This is a genomic window from Mesorhizobium sp. BR1-1-6, from assembly GCF_020165355.1.
Taxonomy (GTDB): Bacteria; Pseudomonadota; Alphaproteobacteria; order Rhizobiales; family Rhizobiaceae; genus Mesorhizobium.
On sequence record NZ_JAIUHZ010000001.1, the window covers coordinates 707095 to 725649 of the forward strand.

At 64.9% G+C, this 18555-nt stretch carries 16 protein-coding genes; 7 read left to right on the forward strand and 9 right to left on the reverse strand.

Translation table 11 applies throughout. The annotated features are described in order from the left end of the window. Positions 1-137: 137 nt before the first annotated feature. Together LB545_RS03515 and LB545_RS03520 are read right to left on the reverse strand one after the other, a co-directional pair. Positions 138-839, reverse strand: a complete 702-nt coding sequence (locus LB545_RS03515) for a phosphatase PAP2 family protein (RefSeq protein ID WP_140563805.1) — start codon at positions 837-839, stop codon at positions 138-140. 31 nt (positions 840-870) lie between these two features. Continuing rightward, positions 871-1209: a hypothetical protein gene (locus LB545_RS03520; RefSeq protein WP_140493450.1), complete on the reverse strand. Its 339-nt coding sequence runs from the start codon at positions 1207-1209 to the stop codon at positions 871-873. Between the two features lie 159 nt (positions 1210-1368). Between LB545_RS03520 and LB545_RS03525 the strand changes: the two genes are divergently transcribed. Beyond that, a complete protein-coding gene (locus LB545_RS03525; RefSeq protein WP_140491753.1) occupies positions 1369-2760 on the forward strand; it encodes a sensor histidine kinase in 1392 nt (463 codons plus the stop codon). After that, positions 2757-3413, forward strand: a complete 657-nt coding sequence (locus LB545_RS03530) for a response regulator (protein ID WP_140491751.1) — start codon at positions 2757-2759, stop codon at positions 3411-3413. The genes LB545_RS03525 and LB545_RS03530 overlap by 4 nt, the downstream gene beginning before the upstream one ends. A 190-nt stretch (positions 3414-3603) precedes the next feature. Here the strand turns inward: LB545_RS03530 and LB545_RS03535 are convergent, their stop codons facing one another. Next, positions 3604-4110 (reverse strand): hypothetical protein, encoded by a 507-nt coding sequence (locus LB545_RS03535; protein ID WP_224704429.1) that lies wholly within the window; start codon positions 4108-4110, stop codon positions 3604-3606. A 284-nt stretch (positions 4111-4394) separates the two neighbouring features. On the opposite strand from LB545_RS03535, the gene LB545_RS03540 reads away from it, so the two are divergent. Continuing rightward, on the forward strand, positions 4395-6398 hold the full coding sequence (locus tag LB545_RS03540) for a PhoX family protein (protein WP_224704430.1): 2004 nt from the start codon (positions 4395-4397) through the stop codon (positions 6396-6398). Positions 6399-6457: 59 nt separating this feature from the next. On the opposite strand, the gene LB545_RS03545 is transcribed toward LB545_RS03540, so the two are convergent. Beyond that, complete coding sequence (locus tag LB545_RS03545; RefSeq protein WP_140625289.1) at positions 6458-7639, reverse strand: flavin-containing monooxygenase; 1182 nt, start codon at positions 7637-7639, stop codon at positions 6458-6460. Between the two features lie 331 nt (positions 7640-7970). Between LB545_RS03545 and LB545_RS03550 the strand changes: the two genes are divergently transcribed. Then, on the forward strand, positions 7971-9008 hold the full coding sequence (locus LB545_RS03550; RefSeq protein WP_140491743.1) for a phosphatidylglycerol lysyltransferase domain-containing protein: 1038 nt from the start codon (positions 7971-7973) through the stop codon (positions 9006-9008). Between the two features lie 31 nt (positions 9009-9039). Here the strand turns inward: LB545_RS03550 and LB545_RS03555 are convergent, their stop codons facing one another. Continuing rightward, positions 9040-9801, reverse strand: coding sequence for an ABC transporter permease (locus LB545_RS03555; RefSeq protein WP_140491741.1), 762 nt, complete (start codon positions 9799-9801; stop codon positions 9040-9042). Next, positions 9798-10724 carry an ABC transporter ATP-binding protein gene (locus LB545_RS03560; protein WP_140655140.1) on the reverse strand — a complete coding sequence of 309 codons (927 nt, stop codon included), beginning with the start codon at positions 10722-10724 and terminating at the stop codon, positions 9798-9800. The genes LB545_RS03555 and LB545_RS03560 overlap by 4 nt, the downstream gene beginning before the upstream one ends. 202 nt (positions 10725-10926) lie before the next feature. Between LB545_RS03560 and LB545_RS03565 the strand changes: the two genes are divergently transcribed. The 3 genes from LB545_RS03565 (at position 10927) to LB545_RS03575 (ending at position 16060) form a co-directional block, all read left to right on the forward strand. Beyond that, positions 10927-12288: a cytochrome ubiquinol oxidase subunit I gene (locus tag LB545_RS03565; protein WP_140672357.1), complete on the forward strand. Its 1362-nt coding sequence runs from the start codon at positions 10927-10929 to the stop codon at positions 12286-12288. A gap of 13 nt (positions 12289-12301) precedes the next feature. Beyond that, positions 12302-13306, forward strand: a complete 1005-nt coding sequence (locus LB545_RS03570; protein ID WP_140672356.1) for a cytochrome d ubiquinol oxidase subunit II — start codon at positions 12302-12304, stop codon at positions 13304-13306. 141 nt (positions 13307-13447) lie between these two features. Further along, on the forward strand, positions 13448-16060 hold the full coding sequence (locus tag LB545_RS03575) for a mechanosensitive ion channel family protein (protein WP_224704431.1): 2613 nt from the start codon (positions 13448-13450) through the stop codon (positions 16058-16060). A gap of 229 nt (positions 16061-16289) precedes the next feature. Here LB545_RS03575 and msrA read toward each other — a convergent pair whose 3' ends face one another. The 3 genes from msrA to LB545_RS03590 all read right to left on the reverse strand — a co-directional run bounded on the left by msrA (position 16290) and on the right by LB545_RS03590 (position 18252). Continuing rightward, complete coding sequence (gene msrA / locus LB545_RS03580; RefSeq protein ID WP_224704432.1) at positions 16290-17015, reverse strand: peptide-methionine (S)-S-oxide reductase MsrA; 726 nt, start codon at positions 17013-17015, stop codon at positions 16290-16292. Between the two features lie 133 nt (positions 17016-17148). Next, the gene (locus LB545_RS03585) at positions 17149-17427 is read right to left on the reverse strand and encodes a hypothetical protein (RefSeq protein WP_140559132.1); all 279 of its coding nucleotides are present in this window, start codon (positions 17425-17427) and stop codon (positions 17149-17151) included. 120 nt (positions 17428-17547) lie between these two features. Next, positions 17548-18252: a DUF1223 domain-containing protein gene (locus LB545_RS03590; RefSeq protein WP_224704433.1), complete on the reverse strand. Its 705-nt coding sequence runs from the start codon at positions 18250-18252 to the stop codon at positions 17548-17550. Between the last annotated feature and the right edge of the window lie 303 nt (positions 18253-18555).

Genomic DNA, 18555 nt, shown 5'->3' on the forward strand with positions numbered 1-18555 from the left:
TGGGGCAGGGGATAACGTGGTTGACCATTTTCAAGACATTGACGACATCGGCATGCCTGGTATCGGTGGTCCTTCTGCTAACGGGCTGCGGACACTTGATCAACCGGCTGATCTGACCGCTTCCCGGTCGAGCGTCGTCAGACGTCGTCACGCACCACCCTGCGCCGTTGCAGGACCCTTGCCGCCAACCAGCACAGCATGGCCCAGGCAAAGCCCGCGCACCAGCCGGCCAGCACGTCCGACGGCCAGTGGACGCCGAGATAGATGCGGCTGATGCCGACCAGCACCGTCGTCAGCACGGCGAGCGCCAGAACATAGATCTTCGTCGTCCGGCCCTGCAGGAAGCGCGCCGCAAGCGAGCCCAATGTGAGATAGGTCACCGCCGAAAGCATCGCGTGGCCGCTCGGGAAGGAAAGCGAGGTCTCGTTGACCAGATGCGAGACGAGCTCCGGCCGCGGCCGGTCGACGCCGAGCTTCAGCAGGCTCGACAGCATCTGGCCGCCCGCCACGGCGACGAAGATGAGAAGCGCGGTCCCGGGCCTGCGGATCAACAGCAGATAGATGATCGTCGCCGCCGTGATCAGCACCAGCACGCTGGTGCTGCCGAGGCTGGTGATGTCGCGCATCGCCCCTTCCATCCATGGCGGGCCGATCGGGATACCGGGTTGGCCGGCCTGGCGGAAGGCAAGCATGATTTCAGCGTCGAAGGCGTGCGGCGTGGTGGCCCGTGCCACCTCCATCAACTCCACGAAGCCCCACAGGCCGGCGGCGACGACAAGGCCGGCCAGCAGCACCGGGAATTCGACCCGGCTCAGCAGAGCCTTTGCCGCAGTTCTCATCGGACCTCGTTTCGCAACCATGGTTTGCCGGTCATCGCCCTTGCACATAGGGCCCGAGCGTGATCAGCGCCACGGCGGCAATCGCCAGCACGATGCCGGCCGCTTGCAGCGTATTGATGCGCTCGCCGAAGAATATCAGGGCCACCAGATTGACCGATACCAGCTGGATGACGGCCGACAGGCTGAACGACACCGACATGCCGAACTCGCGAATCAGCCGCAGCATGATCAGGTTGCCCAGCGAATAGAGCGCAAGCGTCAGCACGATCTTGCCCAGGCTGGGCGCCATCCCCCATTGCTTGGCGGCCGCCGCCGCCAGCAGAAAGATCACGGTCGAAAGACCGAGCTGAAGTAACCCCGAAAAACTCACCCTGCCCTCGATATTGATGCCGGTCGTCCGTGCCTTGTTTCGCAAGCGCGTCGGGACGTCAAGCAGCTGCCGTGGGACCAGGCTCTTGTGTCGGCAGGACCGAAGCGCCAAAGTCGCGGCCACTACCCTGCCCCTGCGGGTGGGGGCGAGGAGCGTGGCGTGCGATTTCTCGAAACCTTGTCGCGGCGCTGGAACGGGCTTACGCTGGCGCTGCAGTTCATCATTGCCGGCGGCTTCGGGCTGCTTGCGGTGATGCTGGTGGTCGGCTTCTGGGTCACCGCGCAAATCCGCGAAAGCGTGCTCCACAATTCGGCGGCCACGACTGCCCTTTATGTCGACAGTGTGATCGCTCCGCTGCTCCCCGATCTGCGCACGAACCATCAGCTCGATGACGCCGTCAAACGGGCGCTTGACGAGACCCTCGGCCAAGGCGCGCTCGGCAAACGGCTGTTTTCCTTCAAGTTGTGGCGTCGGGACGGCACGGTGCTGTATTCGAAGGACACGGCCTTGATCGGCCGGCAGTTCGGCCCGAGCGCCAACCTGCGTGCCGCCTTCGCCGGGAATGTCGTCGCCGAGTTCAACGAGCTAGGCGACGAGGACGACAAGGAGGAGAGGGCCGCGGGCGTGCCGCTGCTGGAAATCTACAATCCAGTCCGCGAACCCTGGTCGGGCGAGGTGGTCGCCGTCACCGAATTCTACGAGATCGCCGACGATTTCCAGGCGGCTCTGGCTTCCGCCTTGCTGTCGAGCTGGCTGATCGTGGCCGGCGCCACGCTGACGGCGCTGCTGCTGTTGTCGGGGATCGTCATACGTGGCAGCCGCACCATCGACAAGCAGCGCGGCGTTCTGCAGGGTCAGGTCTCCGAGCTGCAGGCGCTGGTTTCGCAAAACCGGGCGCTGCGCCTGCGCGTCCAGCAGGCGTCGCGCCGTGCCACGGCGCTCAATGAACGATACTTGCGTCGCATCGGCGCCGACCTTCACGACGGGCCGGCTCAGCTCGTCGCGCTGGCGGCGCTGCGTGTGGACAGCCCCGCCATTTCCGGCGAGGGTGCCTCCAGCGACAGCCGTAACGCCGAGATCGCCATGATCCGCATGGCGCTGGACGACGCGATGCGTGAAATCCGCGGCATCTGCAACGGCCTCGTCCTGCCGCAGATAGAAACGGCCGCGACCGGCGACATTCTGCGTCTTGCCGTCGACGAGCATCAACGCAGGACCCGCAGTTCCGTGGCGCTGACCCTATCCAGGCAGTTGCCCGAACTGGGCGCTTCGGAGAAGATCAGCATCTATCGCTTCGTCCAGGAGGGGCTGAACAACGCTTATCGTCATGGGCAGGGCAAGGATCAGGAGGTGAAGGCCGGGATGACAGGCGGCAAGTTCTTCGTTGAAGTGTCGGATGGCGGGCCTGGATTCGACCCAAGGCGAGCCGAGGGCCTGGGGCTCGCCGGCATCAGGGAACGTATCGAAAGCATTGGTGGCCAGTTCGAGACCACGACCGGGCCACAGGGAACACGATTGATGATTACGCTAGCCGTCGAGGATCAACCATGATCGGTACCATCCGTGTCGCCATTGTCGACGACCACCCGCTGTTTCGCGAAGGCGTTACCCGCAGCCTGTCGGAGATCGGCGGCTTCGAAATGGTGGCCCAGGGCGCCACGGCGCAGGATGCCGAACGCATCGCCTCGACTTTGCAGCCCGACATACTGCTGCTCGACATCAGCATGCCGGGTGACGGCCTTGCGTCGGTGGCCGGCATACTGGGTGCCAATCCCGGACAGAAGATCGTCATGCTGACGGTCTCGGAGGCCAATGCCGACGTGGCGCGGGCGCTGAACGCCGGTGTGCGCGGCTATGTGCTGAAGGGGGTCGGCTCGCGCATGCTGGCCGAAATCCTGCATGGTGTCGCGGCCGGCGAGACCTATGTGTCGCCGACCCTGTCGGCTCGCCTGCTTTCGGACCTGCAATCGCTGCAGCCGGCCAACGGCAGGACGGATCGCCTGCGTCAGCTCACCGGACGCGAGGCCGAGATCCTGCAGCTGGTGGCGGAAGGGCTGAGCAACAAGGAAGTGGCGCTGCGGCTGGCACTGCAGGAAAAAACGGTCAAGCATCACATGACCGGTGTGCTGTCCAAGCTCAACGTCCGCAATCGCACCGAGGCGGCGCTGCTGATGCGCGAAGCGCGGGATCGGGCCGGCAGCTAATCCTGGTCGGCCGCAAGGGATCCCCGGTTTGGGATAACGACACGCATAAATGAAAACCTGAAGCGCGGTGCAGCAGCGGAACGCTCCAGGGCAAAAAAGACGGCCCCTATACGGGGCCGGAGCGACAAGGTCACCTCCGCCGGGGGGCGGCGGAGGTGACACGTAAAGCGGGCGATGCCTATTGCCCGCTCTACAACCCCTTGAGGCGGCTTATATCCGCCGCCGTCGCAGGGCGCTCGACGATCGTGCGGCCCAGAGCGTCGGTCATTTTGAAGCGACCCTTCTCGATCTCTTCGCCGAAGCCGTTAGGGTGCTGCACCACGATCTTGTTGTCGCCTATTTCGACACGATCGCCGGTTGTTGCATTCACATGCTTGCCGGAGCTGTTGGCACCCTTCCCCTTGCCGTTGTTGCCGCCGCCATTGTTCCCGTTGCCGCCAGCGTTGCCATTGTTGCCGCCAGCGTTGCCATTGTTGCCTCCGGCGTTGCCATTGTTGCTGCCGCCGTTATTTCCATTGCCGCCATTGCCGTTACCGCCACTACCGCTGTTCCCACCAGGCTTGGCTTGGGCGCTGGACGCGACAATGCCTGCGGCGGAACCGTGAAAATCGAGGTGATAGGGGGCTATGGTCAGCGCCAGTGCCGGCACTGCTCTCAGGGCCAGCCAGCAACAATGAGCCATGATCGAGCTGCGCATCAGTCCCTCACTTGATCGGGCCGGCAAAATTCAGAGGCCATCTCGTGCAGGTACGCGATCATCGGCGACATGGCGTGTTCGTGTAAGTGGCCCACGACCGATGCCGCGGCAATCCGGACCTTCGCCCTGATCGGTTTAGGACCTTGGTCCGAGTTTCAAACCGGATGTGGCGCGAGGTTCGCGGTCAAGTTGGCGGGTGCACGAATGTCACGAAAGTGTGACCGATCGTCTATAAGGGGTCGAAACGCGTGACACGCTCCAGCCATCCAGCCAGAGGCAGACCCATGACCGACCATCGTTCGCCCGACGCCAGATTCCGCACCAGCCTGCTTGAGGAAAACGACGGTCCGGCGACCAACCCCACCGAAAACCGCACCATGGGCGAAATCATTGCCGAGCGGTTCTCCCGCCGCGCCTTCCTCAAGTGCTCGCTGGCCGTCTCGGCCATCGCCGCCACCGTCAGCCCGCTGGCGCTCGTGGCCGCCGACGATGCGCGTGCCGCCGAGGGTTCGGCTTTCTCGTTCGATGAACTCGAAGCCGGTATCGACGACAAGCACCACGTCGCGCCGGGCTACGATGCCGACGTGCTGTTGCGCTGGGGCGATCCGCTGTTTGCCGATTCGCCGGAGTTCGACCCGGCCAGACAGTCGGCTGAGGCCCAGGCAAGACAATTCGGCTACAACAACGACTATGTCGGCTATATCGGGATCGATGGCTCCGCGGAGCACGGCCTGCTGGTCGTCAACCACGAATACACCAATCCGCATCTGATGTTCCCGGGTATCGTCAAGATAGTCGAGAAGGACGGCAAGAAGGCGGCCGAACTCACGCCGCTCTCGAAGGAGCAGGTCGATGTCGAGATGGCGGCACATGGCGGCACCATCGTCGAGATCCGCAAGGAAGGCGGCAAGTGGCAGGTGGTGCGCGACGGCAAGTTGAACCGCCGCATCACCTCCAACACCGAAATGGCGCTGTCGGGCCCGGTCGCCGGCCATGACCGCGTCAAGACCAATGCCGACCCATCCGGCACCAAGGTCATCGGCACATTCAACAACTGCGCCGGCGGCGTCACGCCCTGGGGCACCTATGTCATGGCCGAGGAGAACATCCATGGCTATTTCTCCGGTGAACTGCCGGAAGGCCATAAGGAAGCCGCCAACTACAAGCGCCTCGGCATTCCGGAAGGCGCCTATGAATGGGGCGCGCATTACGATCGCTTCGACCTCGCCAAGGAGCCGAACGAGCCCAACCGTTTCGGCTGGATCGTAGAGGTCGACGTCAACGATCCGACATCCACGCCGAGGAAGCGCACCGCAATGGGCCGCTTTAAGCATGAAGGCGCCGAATCGATCATCGCCAAGGATGGCCGCGTCGTCTTCTATCTCGGCGACGACGAGCGCTTCGAGTACGTCTACAAATTCGTCACCGCGGGCCGTTTCGATCCGGACGACCGCGCCGCCAACATGAACCTGCTCGACGACGGCACGCTGCATGTCGCCAAATTCGCCGCGGACGGTACGGTGGACTGGCTGCCGATCGTCTTCGGCCAGGGTCCGCTGACACCTGAGAACGGCTTTGCCGGCCAGGCCGACGTGTTGATCGAGACGCGGCGTGCCGCCGACCTGCTCGGCGCCACCAAGATGGACCGTCCCGAGGACATCCAGCCCAATCGTATCAACGGCAAGGTCTATGTCATGCTGACCAACAATTCCAAGCGCAAGGCCGATCAGGTCGACGCCGCCAACCCGCGCGCCGATAACGCCTTCGGCCATATCATCGAGATATCGGAGGATGGCGGCGATTTCGCCGGCACCAGGGGCAATTGGGAGGTGCTCCTGAAATGCGGCGATCCAGCGGTTGCCGATGTCGGCGCCACCTTCTCCACCGCCACCACGGCCAATGGCTGGTTCGGCATGCCCGACAATTGCGCGGTCGATTCGGCCGGGCGCCTGTGGGTCGCCACCGACGGCCAGGGCCCGAAGACCACCGGCCGCACCGACGGCCTGTGGGCGGTCGACACCGAAGGGCCGGCGCGCGCGACGTCAAAACTGTTTTTCCGCGTGCCGATCGGCGCTGAAATGTGCGGGCCGCTGTTTGCGCCCGACGATCAGACCGCCTTCGTCGCCGTCCAGCATCCAGGCGACGGCGGCGAGGATTGGGAGGCGTTCGGCCGCCCGTCCTATTATGAGGATCCGTCGACGCGCTGGCCCGATTTCAAGCCGGACATGCCGGTGCGGCCGGCGGTCGTCGCCATTACCAGGCAAGGCGGCGGCAAGATCGCGATTTAGAGGGCAATTCCAGGAAAGTGGGGTTCCGTCCGACGCGTAAAACGAACCTCCAGCCCGGTTCAGGGGCCGGAATTGGCGATCCGCCGGGCAATCCGCTCGGCGATCGCCTTGGCCTGGATGGCGGCGTTGGCGAAGCAGCCGCGGATGCTCGGCCGCATGCCGGTGAACCAGAGGCCAGGCAGTTTCGGATCGGCATCCCCGCCATTGAACAGCGGAACGCCCTTGCCGTCGAGCACGCCGAGATCGCCGACCATCTGCTCAAGCCCGGTGCGGTATCCCGTCGCGGCAATGACGATGTCGGGATCGATCAGGCTGCCATTGGCCAGGATGACGCCGTCGCGGGTGAATTCCCGCACCGCCGGCACGACGGTGATCCTGCCCGAGCGGATGGCGTCGATCGCGCCCTCGTCGGCGGCGATCGCGGTGTAGTCGGTGGTCAGGCGGCTGGCGCCGCCCACCGGTGCCGGCGGCACGCCGAATTTCGTCAGGTCGCCGAAAACCAGCCGTTGCGTCAAGGCGATCACCGCATCGGCGACCCGCAAAGGCAACCGCGCCATCAGCGGCGACAGCCGGTGCACGGCAATCTTGCCGATGCGCTTGGGCAGGACCGACGGACCATTGCGGGCCGACAGCCACAGCGAGGCGGTGCTTGCCTGGGCCAGGTGGTTGAGCGCGTCTATACCCGAATTGCCGGCGCCGACGACCAGCACCTTCTTGCCGGCATAGTCCTTCGCGTCGCCGAAATCCGCCGAATGGATGATGCGGCCGGCGAAATCCCGCATTCCTTTCCATTCGGGGATGAACGGCTGTCTGTCGCGGCCGGTGGCGATCACGACGTGGCGCGCCAGGCGCTTCCCGGCGCTGGTTTCTATCGCCCAGTGGTCGCCCCGGAACAGGACCGCCTCGACGGCGACGCCGAGCTCCACCGGCAGCCGGTTCGCCTCGCTGAAATCGTTCAGATAGCGGATGACGGCGGTTCTGTGGGGGAAGGCGAGCGTGCCCTTCGGATAGGCAAGGCCGGGAAGTGCCGAAAGGTCGCGGTGAGTATTGAGGCGCAGCTGCTGGTGACGCCGATGCCATGGCTCCGCCAGCCGGCTCTCCTTTTCCAGGATCGCCGTCGCCACGCCGGCCTTTACCAAGGCCTGCGCTGCCGCGAGACCGGCGGCGCCGGCGCCGATGACGATCGCCGGTTCGATGGTTACCGTCTGGTGCGCTGCCGGTCTGATTGTCGTATCTGCCATTCGCTCACGAACCCCATTCCACCCTTGTGGCGCTTCCGCCGACACCGGCAGAACGCCCTCCCGCGCATGATCCATACAGCAGATCGGCCCCGGATTTCGAGGCCATGCGCCGCACCGCGGTTGCGTCCTATATGGCATATACGCGAGATCGGCGATAATCAGGTCGCGGCAATGTGATTGATTCGAGATCCGGGGGCTGGCGGATCTCTGTTACCGGTACAGGAATCCGAAGTCCTCGAAACGCTTTTTTCGGCTTCCTGTGCAAAATCAAGGCGCCACGGCGTATAGCGTACCCGGGTGCGCGCCGCAGATGCACGCGGAATCTCGACCCATGCCCTCCTTGCGGATCTATCTCGACAAAATCCTCGAGCGTGCCTCGCCAAAGGTCGAGCGCCAGGCGTTCACCCATGCCGAACGGCTGGCGCTGGTGCGCCGCCACGGCGACTTCTCACTCGCCTACTCCTCCGCCGTGCAAGGCAGGCTCTCCTATTTCGGCGACGCCGACGGCTACATCGCTTTCGGCACCAAGATGAAGCATCATTTCGCGCTCGGTGACCCGGTCGCCGATCCGGCCCATCGGGCCGACTACATCAGGCGCTTCGTCGAGACCGCCGGCAGCCCCTGGTTCGTGCAGATCGGCGAACAGTCGGCGCGGGTGCTGGCCGGGCTCGGCTACAAGGTCAACCGGCTGGGCATCGACACCCGTCTGCCGCTGCCCGAACACGATTTTTCCGGCAAGCGCAACGAAACCGTGCGCTACTCCGAGCGCTGGCTGTTGAAGAAGGGCTTTTCGTTCGCCGAGGACAAGCGGACGATCTTTCTCGACGAGATCTCCCGGCTTTCGGCGAACTGGCGCGGCGACCGCATCGTCAAGCGTTGGGAAATGGGCTTCCTCAACCGGCACTTCGCCGATCATGTGGGCGTCGACATGCGCCGCTTCGTGCTGCACGGCCCCGATGGCGAACTGGTCGCCCTGCTCGACTTCGATCCGCTGTTTCGCGGCGGCAAGGTCATCGGCTACACCACAGCCTTCAAGCGCAAGCACATCGACGCCTCGCCGCATGCCGAGGTCGGCCTGACCAAATTCGCCGTCGACCGCTTTCGCGAGGAAGGCATTTCGGTCGTCACGCTCGGGCTGTCGCCGCTGGTCGACGTCGGCCCCAGCGGATTCGCCGAAAGCGATTTCTGGCGCAACGCCTTCCAGCGCGCCTATGATTCGCCCTGGGTCAACCGCCGCCGCTTCAACCTGCAGGGGCAGGCGGCGTTCAAGCGTCGTTTCCACGGCATCGAGGAGCCGGTCTACGTCGCCTTCCGTAAGGGAACCTATGTCGAGATGCTGGGCCTGCTGCGGCTGGTGAAGGCGATCTAGCTCTGACCGCGGCTCAGCGTGGCTTCGCCCCTCAATTCCTCAGCCGGTAGCCGGTCCTGAATATCCAGGCGACGGTCGCCACGCAGATCAGCAGAAAAACCACGGTCATGCCGAGGCTGATGCCGACCGAAACGTCCGATTTTCCGAAAAAGCTCCAGCGGAAGCCGCTGATCAGATAGACGACCGGATTGAACAGCGTCACCGTGCGCCAGGCGCCCGGCAGCATGTTGATGGAATAGAAGCTGCCACCGAGGAAGGTCAGCGGCGTGATGATCAGCAGCGGCACCAGTTGCAACTGCTCGAAGCTCCTGGCCCAGATTCCGATGATGAAGCCGAACAGGCTGAAGGTCACCGCCGTCAGCACCAGGAAGGCCAGCATCCAGAACGGATGCTGGATCGAGAGCGGCACGAACAGCGAGGCCGTCGCCAGGATGATCAGGCCGAGGATGATCGACTTTGTGGCGGCGCCCCCGACATAGGCGAGGACGATCTCGAGATAGGAGACCGGAGCCGACAACAGCTCGTAGATCGAGCCGACGAATTTCGGGAAGTAGATGGCGAAGGAGGCGTTGGAGATCGACTGCGTCAAAAGCGACAGCATGATCAGCCCGGGCACGATGAAGGCGCCGTAGCTGATGCCGTCGATCTCGGTGATGCGCGAACCGATGGCCGAGCCGAAGACGACGAAATACAGCGACGTCGACAGCACGGGCGAGACGATGCTCTGCAAAACGGTGCGCAGCGCGCGCGCCATCTCCACCCGGTAGATCGCCCATACCGCGCGCAGGTTCATGGCTCTTGCCTCAGAAGATTGACGAAGATCTCCTCCAGCGAACTGTTCTGCGTGTCCAGGTCGCGGAACTGGATGTCGGCGGCCTCGAGATCGCGGATCAGCGACGCCACGCCCGGCCGGTCGCTCTGGTTGTCATAGGTGTAGGTGATCTGCCCGCCATCCGGCGACAATTCCAGGGCGTAGTGCGAGAAGGCGTCCGGAATGGCGCCGAGCGGGCTGCGCAGTTCCATCACCAGGCGCTTGCGGCCGAGCTTGCGCATCAGTTCGGCCTTGCCCTCGACCAGGATGATCTCGCCGCGGTTGATGACGCCGACGCGGTCGGCCATCGCCTCGGCTTCCTCGATATAGTGGGTGGTGAGAATGATGGTGACGCCGTCCTCGCGCAGCCGCCGCACCATCGCCCACATGTCCTGGCGCAGTTCGACGTCGACGCCGGCCGTCGGCTCGTCGAGGAACAGCACGCGCGGTTCGTGCGACAGCGCCTTGGCGATCATCAGCCGCCGCTTCATGCCGCCCGAAAGCGTGATCGCCTTGGCGTCCTTCTTGTCCCACAGCGACAGGTCGCGCAGCACCTTCTCGACAAAGGCATGGTTTGCCGGCTTGCCGAACAGGCCGCGGCTGTAGTTGACCGTCGCCCAGACGCTCTCGAAGGCATCGATGGTCAGTTCCTGCGGCACCAGCCCGATCAGGCCGCGCGCGGCGCGATAGTCTCTGGTGATGTCGTGGCCATCCACCGTGACGCTGCCAGACGAACGGTTGACGATGCCGCAGACGATGGAGATCAGCGTCGTCTTGCCGGCGCCGTTGGGGCCAAGCAGCGCGAAAATCTCGCCGCGCTCGATATCGAGATTGATTTCCTTCAGCGCCTTGAAGCCGGTGGCGTAGGTCTTGGTGACCCCGGAAATGGAGATGACAGGCTGCATGGCTGAAAACGGCTGCTTGAAAGAGGACCCCAGATATAGGACGAATGTCGCCGCATGCAACCGCAAGTCAATGCCGCTGCTGACAGTTCTCGACATTGCCGCCGCATGGCGCTGCGGCGTTCCGCCTCGCGGCGGGACGCCGCTTTGACCGGCTGGCCCTACAAGCCTATTCTCCGCTTATTAGAAGCAGCCGGAGCCCGCCATGGACCCGCTCATCCTTTCGCGCATCCAGTTCGGTGCGAATATTTCGTTTCATATTCTGTTTCCAGCCATCACCATCGCACTCGGCTGGGTGCTGCTTTTCTTCAAGCTCCGCTACAACGCGACCAATGATTCGGCCTGGATGCGCGCCTATTTCACCTGGGTGAAGGTGTTCGCATTGTCCTTCGCCATGGGCGTGGTTTCCGGCGTCACCATGAGCTTTCAGTTCGGCACCAACTGGCCGGGCTACATGGAAACGGTCGGCAACATCGCCGGGCCGCTGCTGGCCTACGAAATCCTCACCGCCTTTTTCCTCGAGGCAGCCTTCCTCGGCATTATGCTGTTTGGCTTCCGCCGCGTTTCCAACCGCATCCACACGCTGGCGACCGTGCTGGTGGCCGGCGGCACCACCGTGTCTGCCTTCTGGATCATCGCGCTGAACTCGTGGATGCAGACGCCGGTCGGCTTCGAGATGCGCGACGGCGTCGCCCACGCCGTCGACTGGTGGGCGATCCTCTTCAACCCCTCCATGCCCTACCGTCTCGTCCATATGCTGCTCGCCTCCGGGCTTACGGTATCGTTTCTCATCGCCGGCCTGTCGGCGCTGCGTTACCTCAAGGGCGACCGCTCGGAATCGATGTGGAAGGCGCTGCGCACCGGCGTCTTCACCGCCGCCATCCTCATCCCCATCCAGATCCTTGCCGGCGACCAGCACGGCCTGAACACGCTCGAGCACCAGCCGCAGAAGATCGCCGCCATGGAGGCCAACTGGAACACCGGCCCCAACGTGCCGCTGGTGCTGTTTGCCATTCCGGATGAAGCGGCCAGGGAAAACAGGTTCGAGGTGACCATTCCCGACGGGGCGAGCTGGATCCTGCGGCACAGCGCCGGCGGTGTGGTGCCGGGGCTCAACGACTATCCCGGCAACCATCCGCCCGTCTTCCCGGTGTTCTGGGGTTTTCGCGTCATGGTCGGCACGGGCCTGTTGATGCTCGCCGTCTCCTGGTCGGCCGCCTTCTTCCTCAAGCGCCGTCATGGCTTGCCGAGGCCGCTGGCGCTGCTCATGGTGCCGATGACCATCTCCGGTTGGGTGGCGACGCTCGCCGGCTGGTATACGACGGAGATCGGCCGCCAGCCCTGGCTGGTGACGGGCGTGCTGAGGACCGCCGACGCCGTCGGCCCGGTGGCCGGCAGCCATGTGGCGCTGACGCTGGCCGTCTATCTCGCTCTCTACGTGCTGTTGCTGATCGCCTATCTCGGCGTTCTGGTCCACCTGGCGCTGAAGGCGGCCAAGGACGGCGACACCTCGCCGCTGCCGGGCGTGCTCAACAAGCCGATGTCGCAGCCCGCGGCTGGCGAGTAGGAGAGAGAGAGAAATGACCTATGACTGGCCGATCCTGCTCCCCCTCATCTTCGCCGGCCTGATGGGCCTCGCCATCCTGATCTACGTCATTCTCGACGGCTTCGATCTCGGCATCGGCATCCTGTTCGCGGCGGCCGAGGACGCCGAGCAGGACACCATGATCGCCGCCATCGGCCCGTTCTGGGATGCCAACGAGACCTGGCTGGTGCTGGCCGTCGGCCTTCTGCTGGTCGCCTTTCCGATGGCGCATGGCGTCATCCTCAGCGCGCTCTATATCCCGGTGTTCGTGCTCCTGGTCGGCCTCATCCTGCGCGGCGTCGCCTTCGACTTCCGCGCCAAGGTGGCGACCGAGCGCAAGCACCGCTGGAACCGCATCTTCTTCCTCGGCTCGCTCATCGCCTCGCTGGCGCAAGGCTATATGCTGGGCGTCTATGTGCTTGGCCTCGACTTCGGCCTGGGGGGCATGGCGTTCGGCGTGCTGGTGGCGTTCTGCCTGGCGGCGGCCTACGCCGCGATGGGGGCGGCCTGGGTCATCTACAAGGCCGAAGGCGACTTGCAGAAGAAGGCGGTGCGCTGGCTGCGCACCACATTGGTGCTGACCGCGCTCGGCATGGCTGCCGTGTCGCTGGCCACGCCCTTCGCCAGCCCGCGCATCTTCGCCAAATGGTTCGTCCTGCCCGAAATGCTCTATCTGTCGCCGCTGCCGATCCTGTCGGCGCTGCTGTTCCTGTGGCTGTGGCGGCAGACCTCTCATCTGCCCAGGCCCGACGACCGCCATTCGCTGACGCCGTTCCTGACCTTGGCCGCCATCTTCGCGCTGGGCTTTGCCGGGCTCGCCTGGTCGTTCTATCCGTTCGTGGTGCCCGACAGGCTGACCATCTGGCAGGCGGCTTCCGCACCCGAAAGCCTGGCCATCATCCTGGCCGGCACCGTGGTCGTGCTGCCGATCATCATCTTCTATTCCTTCTATGCCTACCGCGTGTTCGGCGGCAAGGCGAGGGACCTGACCTACGATTGAAGGGCCAGGCGACGGCGCGAAATCATCGCCTCCGCCTGCCGCCTGTCGCCGGCCGGAAAGACAATATTCATCTTCACGCGCAATAACCTTCCGCGACATGCTGCGGCCTGATGGCAGCGGTCCGAGAAGAAGGGCAATGCAATGCGCGGTGTCCCGGTTGCCTCGATAGAACACGATCCGCAGGCGCGGCAGCGCTACGCATCTTTCCCAAGAAAATCGCTACGCCGCTTTCCTGGGGTTGCTCTGGTCCTGATCCGCCTGGTCACGCTGATCGCCGCGCTCGTGCTGGCCGGCCTGCTGCCTGTCATTCAGCCCGCTCATGCCCAGCAGACGGCCAACTGGGCCGGTGTCTGGGACACCAAATGGCGCGGCGGCGGCGCCCAGATCACCTTCGAGCAGGACGGCGCCGAGGTGAAGGGCGTCTATCCCCTGTATGACGGCCGCATCGAAGCCAAGGCCCAAGGCGAAAAGCTGTTCGGCCGCTGGTTCGAGGGCAGTCGCCAGGGCGAGTTCAGCTTCGTCATGGCGCCGGACGGCGCGAGCTTCATGGGCCGTTTCGAATCCGCCACCGCCGAATGGTGGACGGGCGTGCGCGTCGACGCCGCCGAGACCCTCAAGGTCGACCAGACCAGCCCCATGACGACGATGCGCTCATTCTTGCAGACCATGAACGAGAGCGGCGCCGACAATGTGCCGCGCGCCACCGGCGGCGGCATGGGCCTTGCCGCGCTGGCGGCCGGCCTCGTCGACGTCACGGAGGCCGATCGCGGCGGCCTCAACATGCCCGATTACACCAAGCTCCTGTTTTCGGTGATCGACAACGCCACCTTGCGCCTGTGGAACCTGCCGCATGATGCGATCCCCGGCGACGAGGTGACAGCCAGGCTGCAGCAATATGGCAGCAAGGTTTTCTTCGACGTCACCTTCCGCCGCAAGGCCGGCGAATGGTTCATCGTCGGGCCGCAGCTCGCCGTGCTGCAGGCCAAGCTCGCCGAGTTCCAGGCGGCGCGTGGCGAAGCCCCCGACATGGTCGACGATCCGGCCAAGCTCGCCTCGCCGCGCGACACGTTCAAGATGCTGCTCGGCGGCATCGCCGACCAGAATGGCGGTTCGACGCAAACGGCGCTCGACATGCGCGGTTACAATCCGGCGGTGCGGTCCGACGAGGCGGTTCTGCTCGAGAGCTATCTCAAGAAAGTCATCGACCGCATCGGCTACGTCTACTGGCAGGAAATTCCCGACGATCCCCAAAGCAACACGCCCTATGTGTATTTCGAGCACCCGGCCGGCAACATCGTCGTCGCTCCGGTGGGGACTGAGAAAGGCGGCAAGCTGTGGAAATTCACGCCGGAAACGCTGGCCAACATCCGCACGCTCTATGCCGATATCGAGGATGCGCCGGTGGCGCCGGAATTCACCGCCTTCGCCAGCAACGATCCCTTCTTCGCCACGAGGGGCCTTGCCCGTGAGATCAGCCCTGCCCTTTTGACCCGCGCCGGGCCGATCGAACGCTGGCAATGGCTGGGGCTCGGCATTGCCGTGCTTGCCGGCATCGCCTTCGGCTTCCTTGCCAACGCCGTCATCGTGTTCTTCGCCCGCCGCGGCAGGAGTTCGGGGCGGGCCGGCTTCTTCCGCGTCGTCGAATGGGCGGTGCGCTCGATCTTCCTCGGTCTGTTCCTGCTGTTTGCGCTGCGGCCGCTCGGCTTGCCGCAGGTGATCGCGGCATCCGCCAAGGCGGCGGCCTGGAGCCTGATCCTGATCGGCGCGGTTCCCGTCGTCTGGCACCTGATCGGCAAGATCGCCGAGCGCTACCGCGCCACCTTCAACGTGCCCGGCTACCACGAGACGCTGATCTCGCTGCTGACCGGCGTGGCGCGCATCGCCGCCCTGGTGGTCGCCTTCCTGCTCCTGGCCGAGGTGCTGGCGATCCCCTATCAGGGCGTGCTGGCTGGCCTCGGCATTGGCGGCCTGGCGGTGGCGCTGGCGGCGCAGCCGACGCTGCAGAATTTTCTTTCCGGCCTGACGCTCTATGCCGACCGGCCGGTCAGCGTCGGCGACTTCTGCAAATTCGGCAACCAGTCCGGCACCATCGAGCATATCGGCATGCGCTCGACCCGCATCCGCTCGGTCGACCGCACGGTGATCTCGGTGCCCAATTCCGACTTCGCCGGCATGCAGATCGAGAACTACGCCCATCGCGACCGCACCCGCTTCGCCACCACGCTGCAGCTGCGCTACGAGACGACGCCCGACCAGCTGCGCTACACGCTGGCGGCGCTGCGCAAGCTCCTGATCGCTCATCCGCGCGTCATCGACGACCCGTGCCGCGTGCGCTTCGTCGGCTTCGGCCCCTATTCACTCGACATCGAGGTCTTCACCTACATCACGACCGCGGATGGCTCGGAGTTTCTCGCCATCCGCGAGGACATATTGCTGTCGATGATCGCGGTGATGGACGAGGCCGGCGCCCAGTTCGCCTTCCCGGCGCAGTTGGAATACAGCGCCGCCGACCTGCCGCTCGACCAGGAAAAGCGCATCGCCGCGGAAAAGCGGGTCAGCGCCTGGCGTGAGGAGGAAAAACTGCCTTTCCCCGATTTCAGCCAGCTCGACAGGCTGGAGCTCAACGACAGCCTGCCCTATCCGCCGCCGGGCTCGGTGCAGTACCGCGAAGCCCAGGCCGCCCCGGCCATGGTCGAAGCCAAGGCCTCGCTGGAGAAGGCGCGGTGGAGCCTGCCGTGGCGGAAGAGGGTGTAGCCTTCTTCGCAGGAGAGGCCGCGATCCCTCGCGCCCCCCCTCTGGCCTGCCGGCCATCTCCCCCACGAGGGGGGAGATTGGATGTCGCGACGGCTTTCGCCAATTTCTAACGTTGACAGCGGGGCGGGACGGCGAGGCCGCCGATCTCCCCCCTCGTGGGGGAGATGCCCGGCAGGGCAGAGGGGGGCGCCGTCCCGCCGACCTGTCGTTCTTCTCACCCTGCGAAGACTCAATTGCTCGCCGACAGCACCAGCACCGGCTTGTCGCTGTAAAGCTGCGGGAACAGCGTCTTCAAATTCGCCACCTTGGGCAGGTCGTTGTAGACGATGTAGGGATAGGTCGGGTTGAGCGTCAGGAAGTCCTGGTGGTACTCCTCGGCCGGGTAGAAGGTCTTGCCGGTTTCGATCGTGGTGACGATGGGCTTGGAAAACAGCTTGGCCTGGTCGAGCTGGGCGATGTAGCTCTGCGCGATCTTCTTCTGCGCGTCGTTCTCGGCGAAGATCGTCGAGCGGTACTGCGTGCCGGAGTCGGGCCCCTGATAGTTGAGCTGGGTCGGATTGTGGGCGACCGAGAAATACACCTGCAGCAGCTGGCCATAGGTGACTTTGGAGGGGTCGTAGGTGATCTCGACGGATTCGGCATGGCCGGTGCGGCCGGTGCCGACCGTCTCGTAGACGGCGTCGTCCTTGGCGCCGCCGGTATAGCCCGAGACCGCCTTGGTGACGCCCTTGACGTGCTGGAACACGCCCTGCACGCCCCAGAAGCAGCCGCCGGCGAAGACTGCCGTCTCGCTGCCGCCCGCGGCCTTTTCATCCAGCGCCGGTGGCGGGATCACCACGGCGTCTTCCGCCGAAACCGCTGGGGTGAGCCAGAAGGCGGCGCCCGCGACGGCGAGCGCGAAAGCTGCGAGCGCGCCGCGGACGAAGCCGCTCGAACGGTTCTTGATGTCGGTCATGGTTGCACTCCTCATAGCTTGCATAGGGTCCAGTCTATTGAATTAGCGGAGCCGGTGCGATGCGCGAGTTGCGGCGGAGGCTCACATTCTCGTGCGGCCCCAGCGGGTGCCTAACTCTCCGCCGCGGCTTGACCTAGTTGGCAGGCTTCATCGCATCCGTCGCCGGCTTCATCGCGTCAGTCGCCGGTTTCATGGCGTCCGCCGGTTTCATCGCATCGGCGGCGGGCTTCATGGCATTTGTGGCCATCGGGTCGGCCGGCTTCATCGCATCGGTTGCCGGTTTCATCGCGTCCGCGGCGGGTTTCATGGCGTTGGTGGCCTCGTCGGCACGGGCGATGCCGCCGGCCAGCAATGCCGTCGAGCACAAAGCGAGCGCAAGCGCCGGCAGCGTCAGGCGGGAAAGAACGGTCATGATGGTCTCCTTGGTTGGGTGGCGCGCCCTCGCGGCGGCCGGCTGTTGCGGCGCCGCAGGCGCGGCGTTGCGCAATTTCTGATGGTCTCTCCCCGCAAACGGGAAGTTCCCGGAGGTAAGCTAATCGGCGGCGGCGGCCAGGATCGGCCCGCCGCCGGGCGACTGCACCAGCACGGCGGTGCTGAGGCCATCGGCGGCCGCCGGCACGTCGAGCGTCGTCGCCTCTCCGGTCCAGCTGCCGAGCTTCTTCAGCGCATGCACGACATTGCCGTGCGGCAAGGTGCGGCCGGTGTTCTCGCCGCGCGCCACGGGCACCTCGACGACGCCCCTGGCATAGCGCACCAGCCAGATGTCGGCTTTGCCGCCCGGCACGCTCCCCGCGCCGATGCTGGCCTTGCCGCGATCGAGCGACAGCGACGGTCCCTTGATGCGTCCGCTCGCCGCAATCAGCCGTTCGATCTCGCCGGGCGCGGCGCCGACCGCATCGGCACGGCCGTTGACCACCACCTGCGGCGTGAACGGCCCGTCACGGCCGAGCGGCGGCTCGTAGCTCACCTGACGTTGCGTGAACTCCTGCCGGCCGAAAATGTCCTTCCAGCCGAGATAGTCCCAGTAGGTGACATTGAAGGACAGCGCCAGCACGCCGGGCTGGTCCTTGACCTTGATCAAATTGGCATTGGCCGGCGGGCAGGACGAACAGCCTTGGCTGGTGAACAGCTCGACAACGGTAAGCGGCTGCGCCGCGGCCGCACCGAGCGACGCCGCGAGCGCAAGCGCGCCCAGGCTGGACACTGCGAGGAACCTGCTGCGTTTGGCTTGCGACATGGGATTGCTCCGTGGGCGACGGCGCCGCGATGCGCCGCTGATGTCCCCACTTCGCCGCCAATTATCGCTTCGTTACAGCGCTCACTGGTTTGTGATGAAGGTTGGTCGGACTCCAAGAGGCCGGAGATTGGCAAAGGCCGTCGCGACAGCCGATCTCCCCCCTCGTGGGGGAGATGTCCGGCAGGACAGAGGGGGGCGTCGTAGAGCACCTACCTGGACGCGGTTCGACAGCCGTTGTCGCGACGGCAAAGAGTAGGCGGCAGATCGGGAAAGTGGAGGACGAGTTCCGTGGACCCAGGCAAG